This window comes from Bacillus haimaensis (assembly GCF_048270625.1).
In the GTDB taxonomy this organism is placed as follows: Bacteria; Bacillota; Bacilli; order Bacillales; family Bacillaceae_I; genus Sutcliffiella_A; species Sutcliffiella_A haimaensis.
The window spans coordinates 3659132-3677270 of sequence record NZ_CP158164.1; the positions used below are offsets into that span (position 1 = coordinate 3659132).

The following is an 18139-nucleotide window of genomic DNA, read 5'->3' on the forward strand; positions in this document are numbered from 1 at the left end:
AAGGTCTCACCCTTGGAGGGTTGTAGAATGACTGTTAAGCACCAGCTGAAAATCAAAGATGAGAAAGATATCATTATAGTAAGAAAAATTGGTCGAGAGGTTGCAACAAGTCTTGGCTTCAACCATATCGATCAGGCCAGAATCACTACCGCCATATCGGAATTGGCCAGAAATGTCGTAAAGTATGCAGGGAATGGTACCATTTCCATTGAAATCATTCATAAGCTTGTTCCCGGTCTGCAAGTAGTCGTGCATGACGAAGGACCAGGTATCGTGAATATCAAAAAGGCCATGGAGGATGGATACACCACTTCCAACGGCTTAGGAGCCGGACTCCCAGGAGTTAAAAGGCTGATGGATGAATTTTTGATTGATAGCCAAGTGGACAACGGCACACAAATACGAGTAGTCAAATGGTTGAGAAATTGACTGCTCTTCTGGCAGGTAAAATGTCCTCTTTCTTATCCTTTACCCCTTACATCTTTTCCTAAACAAATCTCGCAAACTTTTTTCCATTCCATTGACTAGATTACCACCTTAAAGCCCGGTCCACGATGCGGATCCGGGCTTTTTTATTGCGAATTAAATAAAATACCAGATTATACCCACTTCAATTTTCTGGAACTCCTGATAAAATCCATAGAGTAGAATATATATAGAGGGCAATATCTTGAACAAGTTTTTATTTTTATCTTTACTTTGTGCCACACTCCTTCTCCCCTCCCCCATCAACTCAGACGCACATAATGGCGGAAGAGACGAGCTTGGCGGGCATTTCAGAAGCTAAGACTGCGTTCGAAAGAACAGATTATGGTGGAACTGATTCATCTGGCTATTGCAAGAAAAGCAACAGCTGTATAGTGAAAGGGGGCTGACGTGAGTGTCAGCCCTTAACTGTTAGAATAAACCGGAAATCCCCTTCAGATAATGTAGCAGGAAGCCTTTTTCTACCCATTCCCTCCTAAACCACAATGCTTTTTCCAAGCATCTATCTACTCCAAAAGACCGAGCGAAGTCCATTCTAACTACCAATTCCTTCTTTCAATAAAACTTATACACTATTAGTAAAGGGAGGAGTTGTTATCATGAAAATAATAAAAATTACGTTAGAGACCACTTGTTTAGATGAGATGAAATTTTTTTACCATGAGGTTATGGAGCTTCCTCTATTGGAGGATTTTGAGGACTACTTTACGGTCGGAGTCGGAAGTACAAGACTCACATTTATTCATTCGGAGCAAAAGCCCTTTTATCATGCTGCATTTCGAACCGGTTTGGAACACTTTCACTATATGTATCGAAAATTAGAGAAGCTTGGTGTTTTGTTAGAAAATGAGCAGGGAGAAACAAGTATGTTCTGGAAAGGAAAGCAGCTATATTTCCATGATCCCGAAGGAAACATTATGGAAATTTTAGAAAGGCCAAATCCCGCGACAAATCCGATGATAGGCCTTTATGATATATGCGAAATCGGCTTACCCGCACCGGACCTTAGTGAAATGAGTCAATTTCTATCACCTTTGCCTAACGAATTTCCATCTCTTGATTCTACCTTTAGATTTTTCGGTGGAAACGACGGTGTATTTGTTCTAGCCAAAACCGGTCGCCCGTGGTACCCCACCCAAAAAAGCGCCTATAACAGCCCTGTAACAGTTGAAGTTGCAAGTGAAGATGCATCCGAACTGCAATTATATCACCCAACCCTTCCATACAATATAAAGGTGAAGACTCTAGTTTTGGAACAGGGATTTAAGTAACTATTTATTTCTACCTTCCCTATACTCCATCCTTATTTCTGTGGGTGTACGATTTGTATGTTTTTTAATTAGCCGGGCAAAATGTTGTGACGTTTTAAATCCTGATTGATACGCTATCTCACTGACCGTTAATCCTGTATTTTGAAGTAAATCAATGCCTCTATTAATGCGCCTTTCCCATAAATAATGACTAGGCGTAACCCCTTCATGTTTGCGAAATAAGCGAACAAGATGATCCGGTGAAATGGAGACGTTTTCCGCCAGGTCCGCTATTGTTATTTCTTCATAGAAACGCTTATGAATAATCGACTTTACCCTCAGTACAACTGGATGGTAAAGTCGATCAACGTTTGATTGATTTAGTGTTTCTTCAATGAATAACTCTAAAACTGCGGCTCCCAGTGTACACTTCGTATTGGTAATTCCTGTTTGTCCTGTATGTTGAATCTGTAACATTAAATCGGTTATTTGATTCATGGCATCAGAAATAGGCATGTAAAAAGGGAGAAACTTTAATTTATTTTCCATTTCGGATGGCATGTTTTTTACGTGTAAATCAATCCACCTATGCCATGTTTCCTGATCTTTAGCGAAATGAAATTCTTCCAGATTGCCTGGTTGCAATAAACATAAGTTTCCTTGAGGTACTTCGTAATGATGTTTTTGATTTATAGAAACACTCATTTTACCAGTATGAAGAAAAACGAGTTGATAATTCACTTGCTTTCTTGGGCCAAAATGTCCTCCAGGCGGATAAACTACTGTTCCTGCACCTGCACTTAAAATGTTTAAAGAATTTACTTCCATTGTTCCTGTCCATCCTTATCATATGATACTGATTATCCTAAGATATTGATTAAATTTCATTAGTATAAAGGAATTTTTCTCTTTAAATCTTCACGTTCAATTTCAGAATCATGTCTGATGTAATGACAAACATAAGACTTTCTCCATCTGTTGTCTGAGCGATTTAGTGTTGATGAATGTACCAATAAATTATGGAAGAATAGAATATCCCCTTTTTCCATTCTGACGGGAATTTCTTTTGACAGATCTATTCCTTCTGTTTCATCCGTCCATGGTTCATGTTCATTTACTCTCTTCACTTTACCATGTTTCAATAAGCCATATTTATGTGACCCGGGAATTACCCATAAACAGCCATTTTCTTCATCAATTTCTTCCAAGGCGATATATCCTGCAACCATTGTATTTGGATGATTCCGGATATAATAATAATCCTGATGTGCTGCCTGCCCTTTAGAACCGGGCTCTTTATAGAAGTACATGCTTTGTACCCCAACAGCTTCATCACCCATTATCTGAGCGAGCGCTCCTCGAACAATTGGAAGTTTCATCATTTGTAGTGCAAAGCCATCATGTAAATGTGGATTAAATACGCGAAGTTTAAAGCGGTCTTCCGGTTCAACCGCAGCCCACTCTGGCATTACATCTGCTGATCGTATTGTGTGTATATGTGCGTTAAACGTCTCAATTAAATCATGACTACATCCTTTTTTTATTAAAATGTATCCATCCCTGTCATATTGTTCAACCTGCTCATTTGTAAGGGGACCTAACCTTTCTTTTAGTGATTCCATTTTTACCATCCTTTCTCATTGGTTTCATCATACGCTTACTTCTATTATTAAAAATCATCAGTTTTTACACAACATCTTTAACCGACAATTATGTATCTGTATCCGATATTCCTATAATAATTTATGATGATCAAATCACCCAAAATGCGTATCTCCCTGTAACCTAATAAATGAAAAAGAGGCTTCCCACAAGTTTGCTCAACTTATGAGAAGCCCCCATTAAACCGAAACAAGAGGTAAACTATCAGCTATTTTAAATCTTATACATTTCTTCGATGTGCCTCAATGAACTACCTATAGGACGCTTCGCTTCTTCTCTTTCTCAAATATACTAAGCAGCCTGTTCCTATCAGCAGCAGAATAAGTCCAATGGTATAGAAGTTATATAAATTGGTTGCGGTATTCGGAAGCTTTTCCCCATTCACTTTCTTCTCTTGTTTTTGTTCATGTTCCTTAGCGTCTTCACCAGGTTTTCCTGGCATGTTTTCCTCCACCGGGTCATCCGGAATTACAGGTTGCTCCGGATTTGGATCAACCGGTGCAGGCATAGGGTCAACAGGATCGGGCTCATCACTAGGATTTGTTGGATCCGGCGTAGAAGGCACTTCTGCCATGGCACCTTTTGTAAATGTCCAAATATCTGAAACTGTACGTCCCGTGTGCTCATCTTCTACCTCTACATACCACCAATAGCGTTGATTTTCCTCAAGATCCTCCCACACCATCTCCGCCACACTTCCGCTCGAAACAGCTTCTTGCTTGCCAATCTCCACTTCCGTATAAACGTTCACAGCAAAGTAGTCAGTCGAAACTCGTTTTTCTTTTGGCTGTTGGTCGAGATCCAGTACAAACTCGTCCTTTCCAGGATAGTTTTCAGTATCATAATAATTATACTGATCAAGGTACGGAGAGTACGTATTCACGACAATCCGGTTATTATCCGTATCAAAATGGAGCAGTCGCATAAAGCCTTGTCCACCCTCAGGCCCTGCCTGATAGTCGGCAAGCATCTGATAGACATTGCGGTCAGGCACTCCATCTCCATCATCGTCCACTTCATCAATTAGTGTTTGCGCTTCATGATAATGGCCACTCAACACAGCAATGACATTCTCGTTTGGCAGCACGACTTCCTCATATAACTTGTCGCCAAGCGGATGACGCACTCCCGTTGCCTGCAAGTATTCGTGAAAACTTAAGATTGCCATGCGGTCCGGATGGGCAGCAAGCACTTCATTCATCCAGGCAATTCCTTCATCCTCCACACCCCAACCGAGGTAGACCATGATATAGTCATTTCCATTCGAGGAAATAAGGTCATAATGTCCGCGGTTATTTTTGTATGTCCCGCCGTAATAAGGCTTGTCCTCAAAACGGTCCGCGCCAAAGTATTTATAGTACTGGGTGTAGTCATTCGTTTTATGGTCCACGTCATGGTTCCCCGCAAGCACGCCATATGGAATTTCGCGCTCGTCCAAGACACCCATATATTGATCAGCGTAATTCCATTGGGACTCTTGATCGGCCATATTCACAAGATCCCCCGTATGGAACACATACTCAATTTTCATTTCTTCTTCCATTTCCGCTATCCATTCGGTTTGCCTTTCATAGATGTGCGGGAAGCTTTCCGAGTAATACTGCGTATCTGACATCCAGACAAAGGTATAATCGTAATCTTCAGAGGACGCTGGAATTTCATCCTGAACAAGCACGTTGATGTTATGGTCTTTTACAAAATCAGCGACTGCGACCTCACCTTGCAAGTCAAAGTCTTCGGTTCCAGCAATCTTATAGTCAATAATTTCCCACTTATTGGACATGTGGTTCCAGGCATACATCGTCACCTTCCTGCCTTCAAGGGAGTTCCCTCTCCACACAAGCTCGACCTTATCGCCTTCCTGAATAGAAGCATCCACAGTAACATCAAATCGGTGATATGGGAACTCCGTCGAAGAGTCCGTAATCAGATATTCCCCGTCTTCTTTAGAAACAAGGGCAATATCCTCTTCTGTGAAAGCTTCCTCGCCTTCTGGCACCATCGTTTGCGGCGGCTCTACTTCATTGGCATTTTTAAAGCCCTTCATGCGATCACCTTGGGTTACATCATACTTATAGCCACCGTAAAAAGTAACATCTAGTTGATCATCAGTCGGATCGGCCACCCTCACCTTCAATGTCGGGTCTCCGTCAACAGGGGTTTTTGCATCATCCACTGGAGAAACGAGCTCTGGTTTTAGTGGATTTTCATTCACAACAGAAAAATGCACGACTTTTACAGCTTCGTTTCCTGCCTCGTCGATCGCCACAACTTTCAACGTATGCTCACCAGCCGAAAGCTTAGAAGAAGCCGTTTCAAAAGGTGTCGCGATTTCCTTGTCATCAAGTAGCGTCTTCACTTCTTTTACACCAGCAATCGCATCGGTTGTTGTCACATCGAGTGTAAAAGCACCCTTGTATTCCTTCCCTTCTTCTAAGGAAGTCGTGATGCTTGGGGCCGTATTATCAACCATTACCTTTGTTGAGATCTCCTCATCTGCATCCTTAGCAGAAACCACATGCTCCCCATCCGAAACGGAAGTCGTATCCCATTTATAAGATTTAGACGGAGCCTGTTCACCTGTTACCTTAAAAGTAAAGTCTTCAAAAATGCGGTCTGTTCCGTCATCCCCCATGTCAAATACTTGAGCAGGGTCATTTTTCACCGCATCGCGCAGAATGGTTCCATCTGCCAAAACGAGGCGAACATTTCTAAGGTTATAATCGTCACGATTGTCCGCAGATTCCAGGTCAAGCGGGGAAGCCTTGTTACCCGCTCGAATCGTAATCGTATTGTCTCCAAGCTCCAGTTTAGCCGGGTTAATCGGAACGGTTATCGTCTGCCATTCATTGATCCAATCATCAAAAATGTGCAGCACCTCATCTCCCATGGTAACACCGTTTTGGAAGAAGGTGTTGATGCCGCTTACCTCAAAAGCAAAATAAGAGGTATGCTCGACAGCTTGGAACGTTTCTCCTTCAACTTCTTCACCATCTATCAAAAGCTTCACATCTTCAGGGGAATCCGTGCTCGAGGTCCCTTTCAATATCTTCTCTCCAGCGAGAATCTCCCCTTCTTTTACATTCAATCGAAGGCTGGAGAAATCTAGCTCCGTTGTGACATTCACCTTATACGTCTCTGTCGTCACTTCATTCATGCCATCTGAAATTTCAAAGTAATATTCCACATACTCTTTGGCGATAATTTCAGGAGAGTAGACTGTATAGTGGTAAAGCAGGTCATTGTAATCCTTTGTCAGGATGGCCTGTTTGTATTCCGTTTGGTCGTTCGTCCGGTAAAATAAACGGACCGTTTTCACTTCCTTGTCGTCCTGCGCATCCAGAACGATTTCAATATTCTCCGTCTGATCAATCTCGGTTACCTTCGTTAAATTTTCATAGGTCGGCGCAACCGTATCGTCTTCAATCTTCACAGTTTCCGAAGGCACCTGTGAAGGCTCCACCATACCAGGCGTTGCCGCTTTTTCCGCGGCATTTGTCTTGATCATTTGCGTCGTGCCGTCCAACGGGTATTGATAAAACACACCCAAATTGGCCGCCGTATCCTTCACATTCGGAACATCATTGTAATAAGCAACCGCAAGCTCCTGTTTTGAATTTGTTGCCACTACAAGTCCGCGCATCGCACCATTGGCCATGCCGTCGCTATAGATGCGGACGATATTCTGATCCTCCACCAGATTCGAACCGTAATTGGCATTGAAATCAGCCACCGTCTGCTCGCGGTTTTGCGCATTGATGATCCAGAATACAAGCGTTTCCTTGGATGGAATCACCACATCATCCGGAATCGAAGGCCACACCACATCTGTCGCGCTCTCCGCTCCGTAACGATAATAAAGCTTATAATCTTTAAAACTCAAATCCTGATTCGTATTATTATAGATTTCAATGAACTCATAGCCGTCCGCCGACCCAACATTCGTCGAATCCGGAACCACTTCTGTTACCAAAAATGGCGGCAGAGACTGATAATCCACTTCCATTTGTTCTACCGCAATCGTGAACTCTTCCGTCTTGGAAACATTCCAACCATCCGAAGCTTCCACATAATAAACGACATCCCCTGAAACATCCGCCCCTGGTATTTCTGCCGTATAGACAGAAGATCCTTCAGACGTTGGGTTCATGGACAATGAAGTAAATGTCTCGTCCCCTTCCTTTTTATAAAATAAAGTCGCAAAAGGGTTCGCCATATCGTCTGTAATTGTTGCTTCAATCTGAATTGGCGAGTAGGCAATGCCATTGGTGACAGGCGTATGCTCTACCATAGGCGCTATCTTATCTTCCGGAATTTCCTCCAGCTCCACCGGCTTGGTCGGCACCTGGCTTTCTTTTGCAGTACCTGGTGTCGGCGCAGCCACCCCCTGGAGCTTTACCATTGCGGTTCCGCTTGACGGGAAATGATAATCAATGCCTGCTCCATTATTGTCATTGTCACTTCCAAGATAGCTCGCTGACACAACCTCAGCACCATCCGCATCCTTAACTACAAGGGCACGATTGCCGCCATTCGCAAATCCAGGGAACACATCTTTGAACTCCACCACTTGATCTTCTGAGAGCGCCAGCCCGAAGTTTTCGTTAAACTCAGCTAGCGTCCTGCTTCCGTTGTTATACCAGAATACGATTTCCTCCTGGGGCTCCAAGACCACAGCAGGCACCTGGAACGGCAGCTCACTCCCTGTGTCCGTATACATATAGACAAAAGTATAGTTTGCTAGATTCATAGGCTGATTTGTATTGTTATACAGCTCAATAAACTCGTAGTAATCCGTTCCTCCACCTTTAGAGTTCGGAGACAACTCGGTAATTAGCAGGGGCAGTTCACTGTAAGTTTCCGCTGGCACCTCTACCGAAATGGTGGACGGCTCCGTGGCTGCTGTATGGGTTCCATCTGTAGCTTCGATGTAGTAGGTAATTGGTCCATTCACCTTAGAAGCTGGGATTTCGGCGGTATAGGTAGACGTTGCCTCTTGTTGTTGCATACTTAGACTCGTATAGCTTTCCTCTGATTCTTTTTTATAAAATAATGTCGCCTCAGTTACTCCCATGTCATCCGTTACCGTTGCTTGAACGGGGATGGCAGTGAATCTATCCGCTTCTGTAACGGCGGTGTGTTCGATCACTGGCGGTGTTTGGTCAGCGACAGGTGCTTCCTCTTCTTCTACTGTTACCGGCTGCTCGGGAACTTGAACCGCTTCAATGGACCCAGGCGTTGGCAACGCAAGAACCGCATGCTTGTCCATCACCGTCCCGCTCGCCGGAAACTTATACTCAATTCCCGCTCCTCTGTTATCATTCTCGTTTCCAAGATAACTGGCAGAGACTAATTCCTTCCCCTGCTTATCCTTTATCACCAACGCGCGGTTTCCACCATTCGCAAAGCCCGGGAAGGCATCTTTGTAAGAAACCACCTGTTCTTCCGTTAATGCCAACCCATAGTTCTGGTTAAAATCAGCCAAACTACGGTCTCCGTTGTTATACCAGAATACAAGGGTTTCTTGTGGTTCAATGGTTGTTTCAGGTACAGCGAAAGGAATCTCCCTCCCTGTATCCGTATATGTATAAATAAAATTTAGATTCGCTGTAGATATCGCTTGATCGGTATTATTGTAAAGCTCAACATACTCATAATAATCAGTCCCGGCACCGGCAGAATTCGGAGAAATTTCTGTGATGAGTAGATGCGGGAGCAGGTTGTAATTCAGCTCTTCTGTGATGGCTTCTTTTTCCGTTTGTGGTACTTCAGTTGGTTCTTCTGATTGTTCTTCTTTCTGGTCGGCTGGAGGGGCAACTTCTGTTTGATGTTCTTCTGTTTCCAGCTCTTCCACTACGGGTTCTTCTTTTACAGGTTCTTCCGTAACCTCTTCTTCCACCGGTTCCACTTCAGGTGGCTGCGGTTCTACCTGTTCATCAATTAGTGGCTCCGTACTTTCCATCGGCTCACTTTTTTCCTCCTGGTTTGTTGCCTCTACAGGAGTGGTTTCCATCTCCTTAACCTCTTCCTCCGCATGCACCACTGCGCGCGGCACGGCCGGCTGAAAACTCGTTCCCACAATAGTTAAAATCATAAATGACGACAGCAGCTTCCTACCAAACTTACGCTTCTCTTTCTTCATCACTAACCTCCACCGAACTTTTTTGAACATTTAAAATTCTACCGATGGAATGTTAAGTGAGTATGAAGGTGTTGTAAAAATTGTTGATAATTGGGTTTTCTTGTATCCGAATTAATATGAGATGTATTCTTTTCTACAACAGTGAAAATCTATGTTCCAAGTAGATATCAAATGAAATCCTAACTATTTTTTAATAAAATACGAACAATTATCATTTACACATCATAAAAGTTCGTTTATAATCGAACTTGTGTTGAAATTACTTATAAAGTTTCATTCGTATATTCTTAGAAATATGGTCTAAGAGTTTCTACTAGGAGCCGTAAAATCCTAACTACGAATGGGTGGAACAACTCTGCCCATTTTTAGTCTGGATTTTTTGTTGTGTTAAGATTTTATCGAACATTACTATGAAAATAATTTTTTAGGGGTGTGTCTCATGGAAAATGTATTTGATTATGAAGATATTCAGTTAGTCCCAAATAAATGTGTGGTAAACAGCCGATCTGAGTGTGATACTACGGTGACACTTGGTGGCCGTCAATTTAAGCTTCCTGTTGTACCAGCAAATATGCAAACAATCATCGATGAAAAAATTGCCCTTTATCTTGCTGAAAACAACTATTTTTATATCATGCACCGCTTTGAGCCACAAAAGCGCCAGTCATTCATAGAGAATATGCATGCAAAAGGCCTTTACGCTTCCATCAGTGTTGGGGTGAAAGAAGAAGAATACTCATTCGTTGAAGAGCTTGCAGCAGCAGGGCTTACTCCTGAATACATCACGATCGACATTGCCCATGGTCATTCAAATGCTGTCATCAATATGATCCAGCATATCAAAAAACACTTGCCAGAGAGCTTTGTCATTGCTGGGAACGTTGGTACACCTGAAGCTGTACGTGAACTGGAACATGCCGGCGCAGATGCAACAAAAGTCGGGATTGGCCCTGGTAAAGTATGTATCACAAAAATTAAAACTGGTTTCGGAACGGGCGGCTGGCAGTTGGCAGCACTTCGTTTGTGTGCAAAGGCTGCAAGCAAACCAATCATTGCCGATGGCGGAATCCGTACACACGGCGATATCGCAAAATCCGTACGTTTCGGTGCAACAATGGTCATGATCGGCTCACTTTTTGCCGGCCATGAAGAATCACCGGGAGAAACGATCGAATTAGAAGGAAAGCTAGTCAAAGAATACTTCGGCTCCGCCTCCGAATTCCAAAAAGGCGAAAAGAAAAACGTAGAAGGCAAAAAAATGTTCGTCGAGCATAAAGGCTCCTTACAGGACACATTAACCGAAATGGAACAAGATCTTCAATCTTCTATCTCCTACGCTGGAGGAACTACTTTAGACTCCATCCGTCACGTAGATTACGTGATTGTGAAGAACTCTATTTTTAATGGGGATAAGGTGTATTAAGGTTTAGAGATACAAACATGGCAGCATATTTAATCCTGAGGGATTAGGTATGCTGTTTTTTTGTGTTGTGAATTCTTTAAAAGCAGGGGGGCAGATTACACCATGCCGCCCCAATTAAACCACTCCACATATTTGTATCATTGATTGGATTTACTTAACTTTACTTGAGGGGTAAAAGGAACTGGGATGTTTAACTTCGAGATACTACTAAGTGGATATTTAGCGAAAGAAGCCAAATGGAGAAACGTACAGTCTTTAAAATGTCATCCAAAATACACTCCGACACTCCCTTCTTTTTTTGCTGTCGCTAAACAATTTTGTAAAAACTCAGAGATTTGCTTTAGATCCCAACTTTCATCTTTTATTTTTGAATCTATTCTAGCAAGTAATTGATCATAGTCCACTATAGCCTTTTCAATTTGAGGTACGGAAAACATAGAGTGTCCACCAGACCCACTGACTCCTGCATAGTAATCATTGGCATCAAGTAAATCGTAAAGTGTAAGTGCATTATAATTACACTTACTAAATCGTGCATAAGCAACTTCTTCCTTCGCCTTATTGAAGCCTGAAATATCGTGACCCATCAAATTCCTCCTTTCATTTAATTTAGAACGAATGTCAATAAACTTACTTGTCGGATCTATCACCTCCTCAAAGAACAAACCTTTGAATGTAGATATTATCTTCTATAGGTAAATGAGTAATGCAGTTCAGTATTGTTTGGTGAAAAAAGATATAAGAAAAGAATGATTTAGAAGTTGAGCAAAGTAGTTTTTCAATTTGCTGAGGATGGCCAATGTACTGACATAATATAAAAAGCTTGAGGTTGGGGGAAGTTGCATATCCCCATCATTTCATGGTCAGTTACCCTTGTCAAACGACGAAAATAAAAGAATTAGAGTATTTTCTATATAAATTACATTTTTCCTCTAGTCTAATTTAAAGATTTTATTACTCCGCTTAACCTAAAATAAAAAAGAAGCTTCTCATAAGTTTACTCAACTTATGAGAAGCTTCTTAACTTATCTCTTTGATAGCAAAATGGTAGCATTTCACTCTCACCTTACTAACAAATCCTTATCTTGCAAGGAGTTGATGGGAAGATTACATCATGCCGCCCCTATGGTAAGAGTGGTTTATTTCTTTCTATTAGAGTCTCATCATTGCTGTCAAATATAGGATTCTACAATATTAGCATCTTCTCCAGCCGATTTAGGGACAAGTGTAAAACCTACCGGAATCTCACTTCTGATTGCGTCCAATGTAAGTCTCATCAGAATGATCGGTGTCGGTTTATTCACATCGAACAGTCTTGCCACAAACATCCCTTTGTAATCGGAAGGGCTATTGTAAATACAGATAATCGGCATTGAATACTCTTTCATATTGATGTCACTAAATGAATTGATTAATTGGTCTTTTGTTTGCATGTTGATCCTCCTTTGCGTTTTTAAGTTCGGCAGCTGATTAAGCGACTGAATTCCAATTCTATCATCTAGTCATTTTTTATCAGCCTGTTTGCATATTCCAATGCTTTCAGATGGTTTCCAACCTCAATGTAGTGCTCATACATTGTTTTTTCATATGTTCGCAGCTGATGAATCTTTCCGCTTTTCTCCAGCATGGGAATGATATTCTTTTCAATAAATTCATGATAGGCTCCCATTTCTTTCTTTTCTAGCAGGTTCAGCATTTGAAAAAACATAAAACTGCTGTGATCTTCAATCATCTTTGACAACTGTTTACCTTTTTCTATTAACCCTGCCAAATCCGTATCAGCGATGTCATTTTGCAGGCTGCAATAGATATAGCCTATCAAATTATTAAGATACACTGGGCTCCGGGGAGTTGCCTCTAACAATTCCAGCGTCCTTTTATAGAAATCTGCAGCCTTTTTATTTTCTCCTCTAAAGGCATACTCATATGCCAGATTACTGAGCAGTGCTGCCTTCTTTGTTTTTTCATTGATCATGTCGCATTGGGCAATTAGACGATGGTATCTTGCCACCAATTCCTCGAAATCCCAGAGCTCATTTCTGCCCTCACTGATCAGCTTAATGGTTTCTGCGTCGATGACTTTTTTATAGTTACTCGTCTTCCTGAAGTGTTCCAAAGCCAACTCACTGTAATAGTAGGCTTTGACTTTCAATTGGAGGTTAAGATAAGAAATGGCAATCTGGTGAAAAAACTCCTGATTATAGTAGTCTCGTTCGTTAATTTTCAGTAAATATTCCAATGCTTCTTTGAAATTCCCGCTCAGAATTTTTGCCATTCCCAACAGGTGATAAAGCAGGTTGCATTCATATGTATTCAGCTCTTTAAGCTCATTATTCATTTTGTCTAGCAGCTTGTTGGCCCTGGCTAAATCCCCTTGATGCAGAAGATATCTGGCATGTAATAAAGTGTATTTATTCTTAATCGTATGTATAAGGAATAAAGAGTGTTTCTCAATTTCTGTTTTAAGTCGGTCCATCTCACTAACTTGCTGCATAATCATGCTGTCATGCCATTGCTCAAGCATCCGTTCATATTTTTGTAGGGACTCCATTTCATTTTCCAAATGGATGCCCAATTTTTCACTGATCATGCTTGTAATTTCTGATGAATACTGGGTGATCCCTCTCTCAATTTTACTTATATGTGTAACAGAACAGATTCCCCTACCGAGCTCTTCTTGTGTCAGTTCCTTCTTTTCCCGATGAAATTTAATTAGCATCCCTAAACTCACTGTCAACACTCCCGGATTTAGTTGTAAGTAAAATCATCTCTATCATAACGTTAATTTTTCATCAGAAAAAGAGTTGTTTTTCTATTTATTATAAATTTTCTGTCACTTAAACTCATAACGAAAGGGCAATCCTGTTACAAGGACTGCCCTTTTCTAAAACCTATGAAGTGATTCCTAAGGCTTTCTTGATTGATTCTATTGTTTTTCCTTCAGCTTCTTCTTCTGGGTTTGGGGTATCCAATACAAAATCATTCTCACTTAAGTAGTACTTTTCAAGAAGCTTAAAGTCTTTTGCGTCTGTCGTGCCATCAAAGTTGATGTCAGTGTTTCGATAATCCGTGCCCCAATGCTTTTCTACCATGATCGCATCATGGATATCGATTGCATTATCTTTGTTGATATCTCCTGGTTTCGATACCGCTGTTCTGTAATTGAGATATTCTCCTATTTCGATACCGTTTTCCTTACGTCCGACTTCAAGAGGGGTATAGGTCGTGTAATGTCCAGGTATATCGATGACCACCGTATACTTCGTCTCTGTTACCGGTAATTTATCAAAATACACTCTTCCATTGGACTCGAGTCTTGCAGGATAAGAATTCCCTTTTGCATCTTCTACACTTATTGCTGCTCCCACTTCTGAATAATCTCTACTGTAATCAAACCCTCCTGCACTAGTCAGGAACCCTTCGGCACCTAAAAATCCTGCATTAACATTTGAGAACACCGGATAGATTGGATGAAGACCGATTCTTGTCGTTAATCGAGGTCCTCCATTTACTTGCATGGTACTGACGCTACTGAATATTGGTGAATATGCGTTCCTGAATTCGGCTTCATTCGTGTCGACTGTCACTTCAAAAAGTGCAACATCTCCAGATACGCCTTCTCCCGGGATTGAAATATCAATCACAGACTTTGTGGTTCCCGGCTTTGTGGTTGTTTCAACCAATTGTGATCCTTCCGGAAGGCCTTCGGCAAGCTTGAAGTTCACCGGAGCATCCAGAAATATGTCACTATAATAGAAGCTCAATGAAAAGTCATGCGCTTTTTCCAGGTTATTCGCATAGAAGGTATATGTGATTTTATCCCCCATTTGATATGATTCTTTATCCGGTTGGGCAAACACATATTGCGCTCCTTCTCTAGCATAATAAACGACCTTAGGAACTGCCGTGTTTCCTGCATAATCCGCTCCTAAGTATTGAATGTGCGTAATGGACGAAGTGTTAACATATACTTCTTTTGAGAACTTTCCATTCTCATCAAGGTCCACTCGTAAACTTGGTCCGCTAGGTCCATACCACAAATGGCTATCTGCTTGGGTTAGCGGGATGCCTGCGGATTGAGCCGCTTTCATTTCGTTATCCACTATTGTTCCTGAGACAGTAACTGTGCTTTGGCCTTCTGGCAGTTCGACAATCGGAAGATCACCTGTCGGAATAGCGTTCGTATCGTCATACTTCACTATAGGAGCGCCATTTTCAAGACTTATCAAGGATGACTTCTCAAATTGCTTCCCGTTTTTTGCCGTTCCAATCATTTTCACTTCATAGATACCGTCTTCAGCTCTGACCTTCGTATAGCTGATCGGCTTCTTTTCGTGCCCGGTAAACGGGAAGTAATATCCGGCAAATCCTTCAGTAATGTAGTAATAGTAATCAATGGCTGCGCCTGTTGCATTAACTGATGTAATCCAACCCAACTCTTCCTTGGTATCCGGATCTACTAGAACCCAATCCAATCTTTCCATTGGTGAATTCAAGATGAAATCCAGGTCAGTCGCTTTTCTGCTGTATGGATTTTTCACTCGATCCGTTGAAATGCTTGGTGTATAAACTTTAAAGAAACCGATACCCTCTTCCACTACTTTCGCACCAAATGGAATGCGGTAAATTTCTTCTGAATCCTTTTTATTCTTAATCACAATATAGCCTTCGTAAGTTCCTTTTTGGGCTGTTTTTGGAATTGTAAGGGTCGCATTAATGCGTTCTTCTTTATTCTTTTTCACTGTTATTGAGCTAGGGACATTCAATTTCACTCCGTTTTCCCCTGCATCTAGAGAGCCTGACGCTGCAGCTCCAACATTAAATTCTACCGAGATCTCATATTTATTGTTTTTGTTACTGCTATTGGTAATAGATAGACCAGTCGTTTTTTCAATATGTTCATCCCCCATTGGTATGAATCCGTAGCTAAGTCCGCCAGTCTGTTCTGGGATAAGTATTTCTTCTCCGTTTTCAATAAATGACGTTTCATCAAGTACGGAAATGAGCGTATCTGAGTGGATGGCCTGGTATGGATCAATTCTTCCAGCTCCTACCTCATATACACTGTATTGATTTTTTAAAGGATCTGCTGTATTCATCAATAACGATTTAATATCGCCTGGTGTATAATCAGGATTTGATTCCAGCAATAAGGCGGCAACCCCGGCCACCTGAGGTGAAGCCATTGATGTTCCTGATAACCTCTGATAAGCTTGCGAATAATCTGATGTATCTTCTTTATTTTGAATATAAGACGGTACGGTTGAGAGAATATTGACACCTGGTGCCGTTACTTCAGGCTTTATATCATACAGTGTTCCTGAAGGTCCTTTTGAACTGAAGGAAGCGAGTGTGTCACCGCTGATTTCAGCCATGCCCAGTTCTCCAAGTGTAACTGTTGGAGAACCTTCTTCGAACAATTCTTTAACAGCTAACCCATTCTCATTCGTTAAAGAAAAGGTCGGAATGTTATTATTACTTTCTCCCAGATAGTGAGGGATATGGCCTTCTTCAGGATTTGTATTATAAATCACTACCCCTACAGCACCATTTTGTTTTGCATATTCCATCTTTTCAATCAGTGCATACGATCCTCGTACAACAAAAGCAACTTTTCCATTTACATCCTTGCCATTGTAATCAGCAGGTCCACCTTCTCCCACATCGACCATTTCATAGCTTTTTCCTTCCAGCTTGCTGAACTCATCGGTCCATTTGTTGGTCATCAACTGTAATACTCCATTGAGCTGCTGACCTGATATTGAAAATCCTCCGTCATACGTTGTGACATAGGCTGGTGCAGAACTTGCGCCCACCGTCAAAGCGAGTGCCGCCGCTCCAGGGGAACCAAGTGTACTGTTTCCTGAATCACCTGAATTCCCTGCCGCCACAACTGCGGTAACTCCGCTTAGTACCGCATTATCGACTGCAATGCTGGATGCATCCAACGGATTGTTCGTCTGAGCTCCTAAAGATAGATTGATAACATCCATTCCATCCGCTACCGCGCGGTCAATACCTGCTATTATCGCACTGTTCGAACCGCTGCCATACGGACCTAACACACGATAGACATTCAGTTCAGCGTCCGGTGCCACTCCTGTAACTTTGTAGTCAGAATCATTGGTTGCCTGTCCTACAATCGTTCCAGATACATGTGTACCATGATCAGTATAATAGGTGCTTCCTTGATAGGTTTCCGGATAACCTTTTGCTGCCTTCCAATCTTCATACGTAGTTTCCATCGGGTCATCATCATTATCTACAAAATCATATCCCCCTTTATAAGCATCTTTTAAGTCAGGATGATTGTAATCGATTCCCGTGTCAATGACTCCGACCTTGACTCCTTCACCGGTAAATCCTTCTTTATGTAACTTATCAATGTTCAAGAAAGGAATGCTCTCTACTTTTGTTGTTGAACCTTCTTCCTCTGATTTTGGCGGAGGCGCCAGTTGTACTTCGAGCTCACTGTAAACCGCTTTGACCACTTCAGACTCAAGAAGCGTTTTAACTTCATTAGCGGGAAGTGTAATAGTTACTCCATTTAGTGCCGCTTTATATTCATACTTGATTTCATATGGATCTTTTGCGGATTTTGTCTTCTTTTTGATTTTCGTTTCCAAATCTTTTTTGAACCTCTTGTGAGACTCTTCGACTTTTTCCGCCGCTGCTTCTAATGAGACTTTTTCCCCTTTAAGGGATTTCTGGAATTGTTCAGCCTTTGCAGGGAGCTGGTCAAACTCTACAATTACCGTTACCTCTTCATCACTCTCTAAATCTATGTCCCTGGAAAGCTGCAACCCTCTTAAGGATCGGTTCGCTTCCAGATTCTCCAAGGCTTCTCTCTGTTCTTGTGAGAGATTTGCTAAGATGTTCACTGCACTAGTTTGAGATTGTGCATGTCCGATAGATTGGGAGCTAAAAGGTGCGATTGCTCCTACAATAAGGCTGACACTCAAGGCAGCCTTTAAATACTTACCCCTGTTCATGTTTCATCCCCATTTCATCCTGTTTGACTTAATTATAAATCCTGCACTTTGGACCTGTCATTGGGGGGATTATATTGTGTATTTGGCTGGAGTTCAATACTGATTCACAATTCAAAATCTAATGATATCAACCATTACCTGTTATTTCGATATTCGGAATAAGACAAATAGTGTTTTTGGTCCG

At 41.7% G+C, this 18139-nt stretch carries 10 protein-coding genes and 1 riboswitch; of the genes, 3 read left to right on the forward strand and 7 right to left on the reverse strand.

Annotated features, from left to right (window positions below):
• Positions 1–27: 27 nt before the first annotated feature.
• Positions 28–429: an anti-sigma regulatory factor gene (locus tag ABN702_RS18580; protein ID WP_417898219.1), complete on the forward strand. Its 402-nt coding sequence runs from the start codon at positions 28–30 to the stop codon at positions 427–429.
• A 656-nt stretch (positions 430–1085) separates the two neighbouring features.
• On the forward strand, positions 1086–1757 hold the full coding sequence (locus ABN702_RS18585) for a VOC family protein (protein ID WP_417898220.1): 672 nt from the start codon (positions 1086–1088) through the stop codon (positions 1755–1757).
• Here the strand turns inward: ABN702_RS18585 and ABN702_RS18590 are convergent, their stop codons facing one another.
• The 3 genes from ABN702_RS18590 to ABN702_RS18600 form a co-directional block, all read right to left on the reverse strand.
• Complete coding sequence (locus tag ABN702_RS18590) at positions 1758–2564, reverse strand: helix-turn-helix transcriptional regulator (RefSeq protein ID WP_417898221.1); 807 nt, start codon at positions 2562–2564, stop codon at positions 1758–1760.
• 59 nt (positions 2565–2623) lie between these two features.
• The gene (locus ABN702_RS18595; RefSeq protein WP_417898222.1) at positions 2624–3358 is read right to left on the reverse strand and encodes a phytanoyl-CoA dioxygenase family protein; all 735 of its coding nucleotides are present in this window, start codon (positions 3356–3358) and stop codon (positions 2624–2626) included.
• Positions 3359–3648: 290 nt separating this feature from the next.
• Entirely contained in the window at positions 3649–9540 is a 5892-nt protein-coding gene (locus tag ABN702_RS18600) for a lamin tail domain-containing protein (RefSeq protein WP_417898223.1), read from the reverse strand.
• Positions 9541–9797: 257 nt separating this feature from the next.
• A riboswitch (purine riboswitch) is annotated at positions 9798–9897 on the forward strand.
• Positions 9898–9979: 82 nt separating this feature from the next.
• On the opposite strand from ABN702_RS18600, the gene guaC reads away from it, so the two are divergent.
• Entirely contained in the window at positions 9980–10963 is a 984-nt protein-coding gene (gene guaC / locus ABN702_RS18605; RefSeq protein ID WP_417898224.1) for a GMP reductase, read from the forward strand.
• A 263-nt stretch (positions 10964–11226) separates the two neighbouring features.
• Here the strand turns inward: guaC and ABN702_RS18610 are convergent, their stop codons facing one another.
• The 4 genes from ABN702_RS18610 to ABN702_RS18625 form a co-directional block, all read right to left on the reverse strand.
• A complete protein-coding gene (locus ABN702_RS18610) occupies positions 11227–11550 on the reverse strand; it encodes a hypothetical protein (protein WP_417898225.1) in 324 nt (107 codons plus the stop codon).
• 585 nt (positions 11551–12135) lie between these two features.
• Complete coding sequence (locus ABN702_RS18615; RefSeq protein ID WP_417898226.1) at positions 12136–12396, reverse strand: hypothetical protein; 261 nt, start codon at positions 12394–12396, stop codon at positions 12136–12138.
• 65 nt (positions 12397–12461) lie between these two features.
• Positions 12462–13694, reverse strand: a complete 1233-nt coding sequence (locus tag ABN702_RS18620) for a helix-turn-helix domain-containing protein (RefSeq protein ID WP_417898227.1) — start codon at positions 13692–13694, stop codon at positions 12462–12464.
• Between the two features lie 160 nt (positions 13695–13854).
• Complete coding sequence (locus tag ABN702_RS18625; protein ID WP_417898228.1) at positions 13855–17955, reverse strand: S8 family serine peptidase; 4101 nt, start codon at positions 17953–17955, stop codon at positions 13855–13857.
• Between the last annotated feature and the right edge of the window lie 184 nt (positions 17956–18139).

What these genes read in the sequence shown, in the direction of transcription:
- ABN702_RS18580 (WP_417898219.1), top strand. Translation starts at nt 28, where the DNA reads ATGACTGTTAAGCACCAGCTGAAAATCAAAGATGAGAAAGATATCATT.
- ABN702_RS18585 (WP_417898220.1), top strand. Translation starts at nt 1,086, where the DNA reads ATGAAAATAATAAAAATTACGTTAGAGACCACTTGTTTAGATGAGATG.
- ABN702_RS18590 (WP_417898221.1), bottom strand. Translation starts at nt 2,564, where the DNA reads ATGGAAGTAAATTCTTTAAACATTTTAAGTGCAGGTGCAGGAACAGTA.
- ABN702_RS18595 (WP_417898222.1), bottom strand. Translation starts at nt 3,358, where the DNA reads ATGGAATCACTAAAAGAAAGGTTAGGTCCCCTTACAAATGAGCAGGTT.
- ABN702_RS18600 (WP_417898223.1), bottom strand. Translation starts at nt 9,540, where the DNA reads ATGAAGAAAGAGAAGCGTAAGTTTGGTAGGAAGCTGCTGTCGTCATTT.
- guaC (WP_417898224.1), top strand. Translation starts at nt 9,980, where the DNA reads ATGGAAAATGTATTTGATTATGAAGATATTCAGTTAGTCCCAAATAAA.
- ABN702_RS18610 (WP_417898225.1), bottom strand. Translation starts at nt 11,550, where the DNA reads ATGGGTCACGATATTTCAGGCTTCAATAAGGCGAAGGAAGAAGTTGCT.
- ABN702_RS18615 (WP_417898226.1), bottom strand. Translation starts at nt 12,396, where the DNA reads ATGCAAACAAAAGACCAATTAATCAATTCATTTAGTGACATCAATATG.
- ABN702_RS18625 (WP_417898228.1), bottom strand. Translation starts at nt 17,955, where the DNA reads ATGAACAGGGGTAAGTATTTAAAGGCTGCCTTGAGTGTCAGCCTTATT.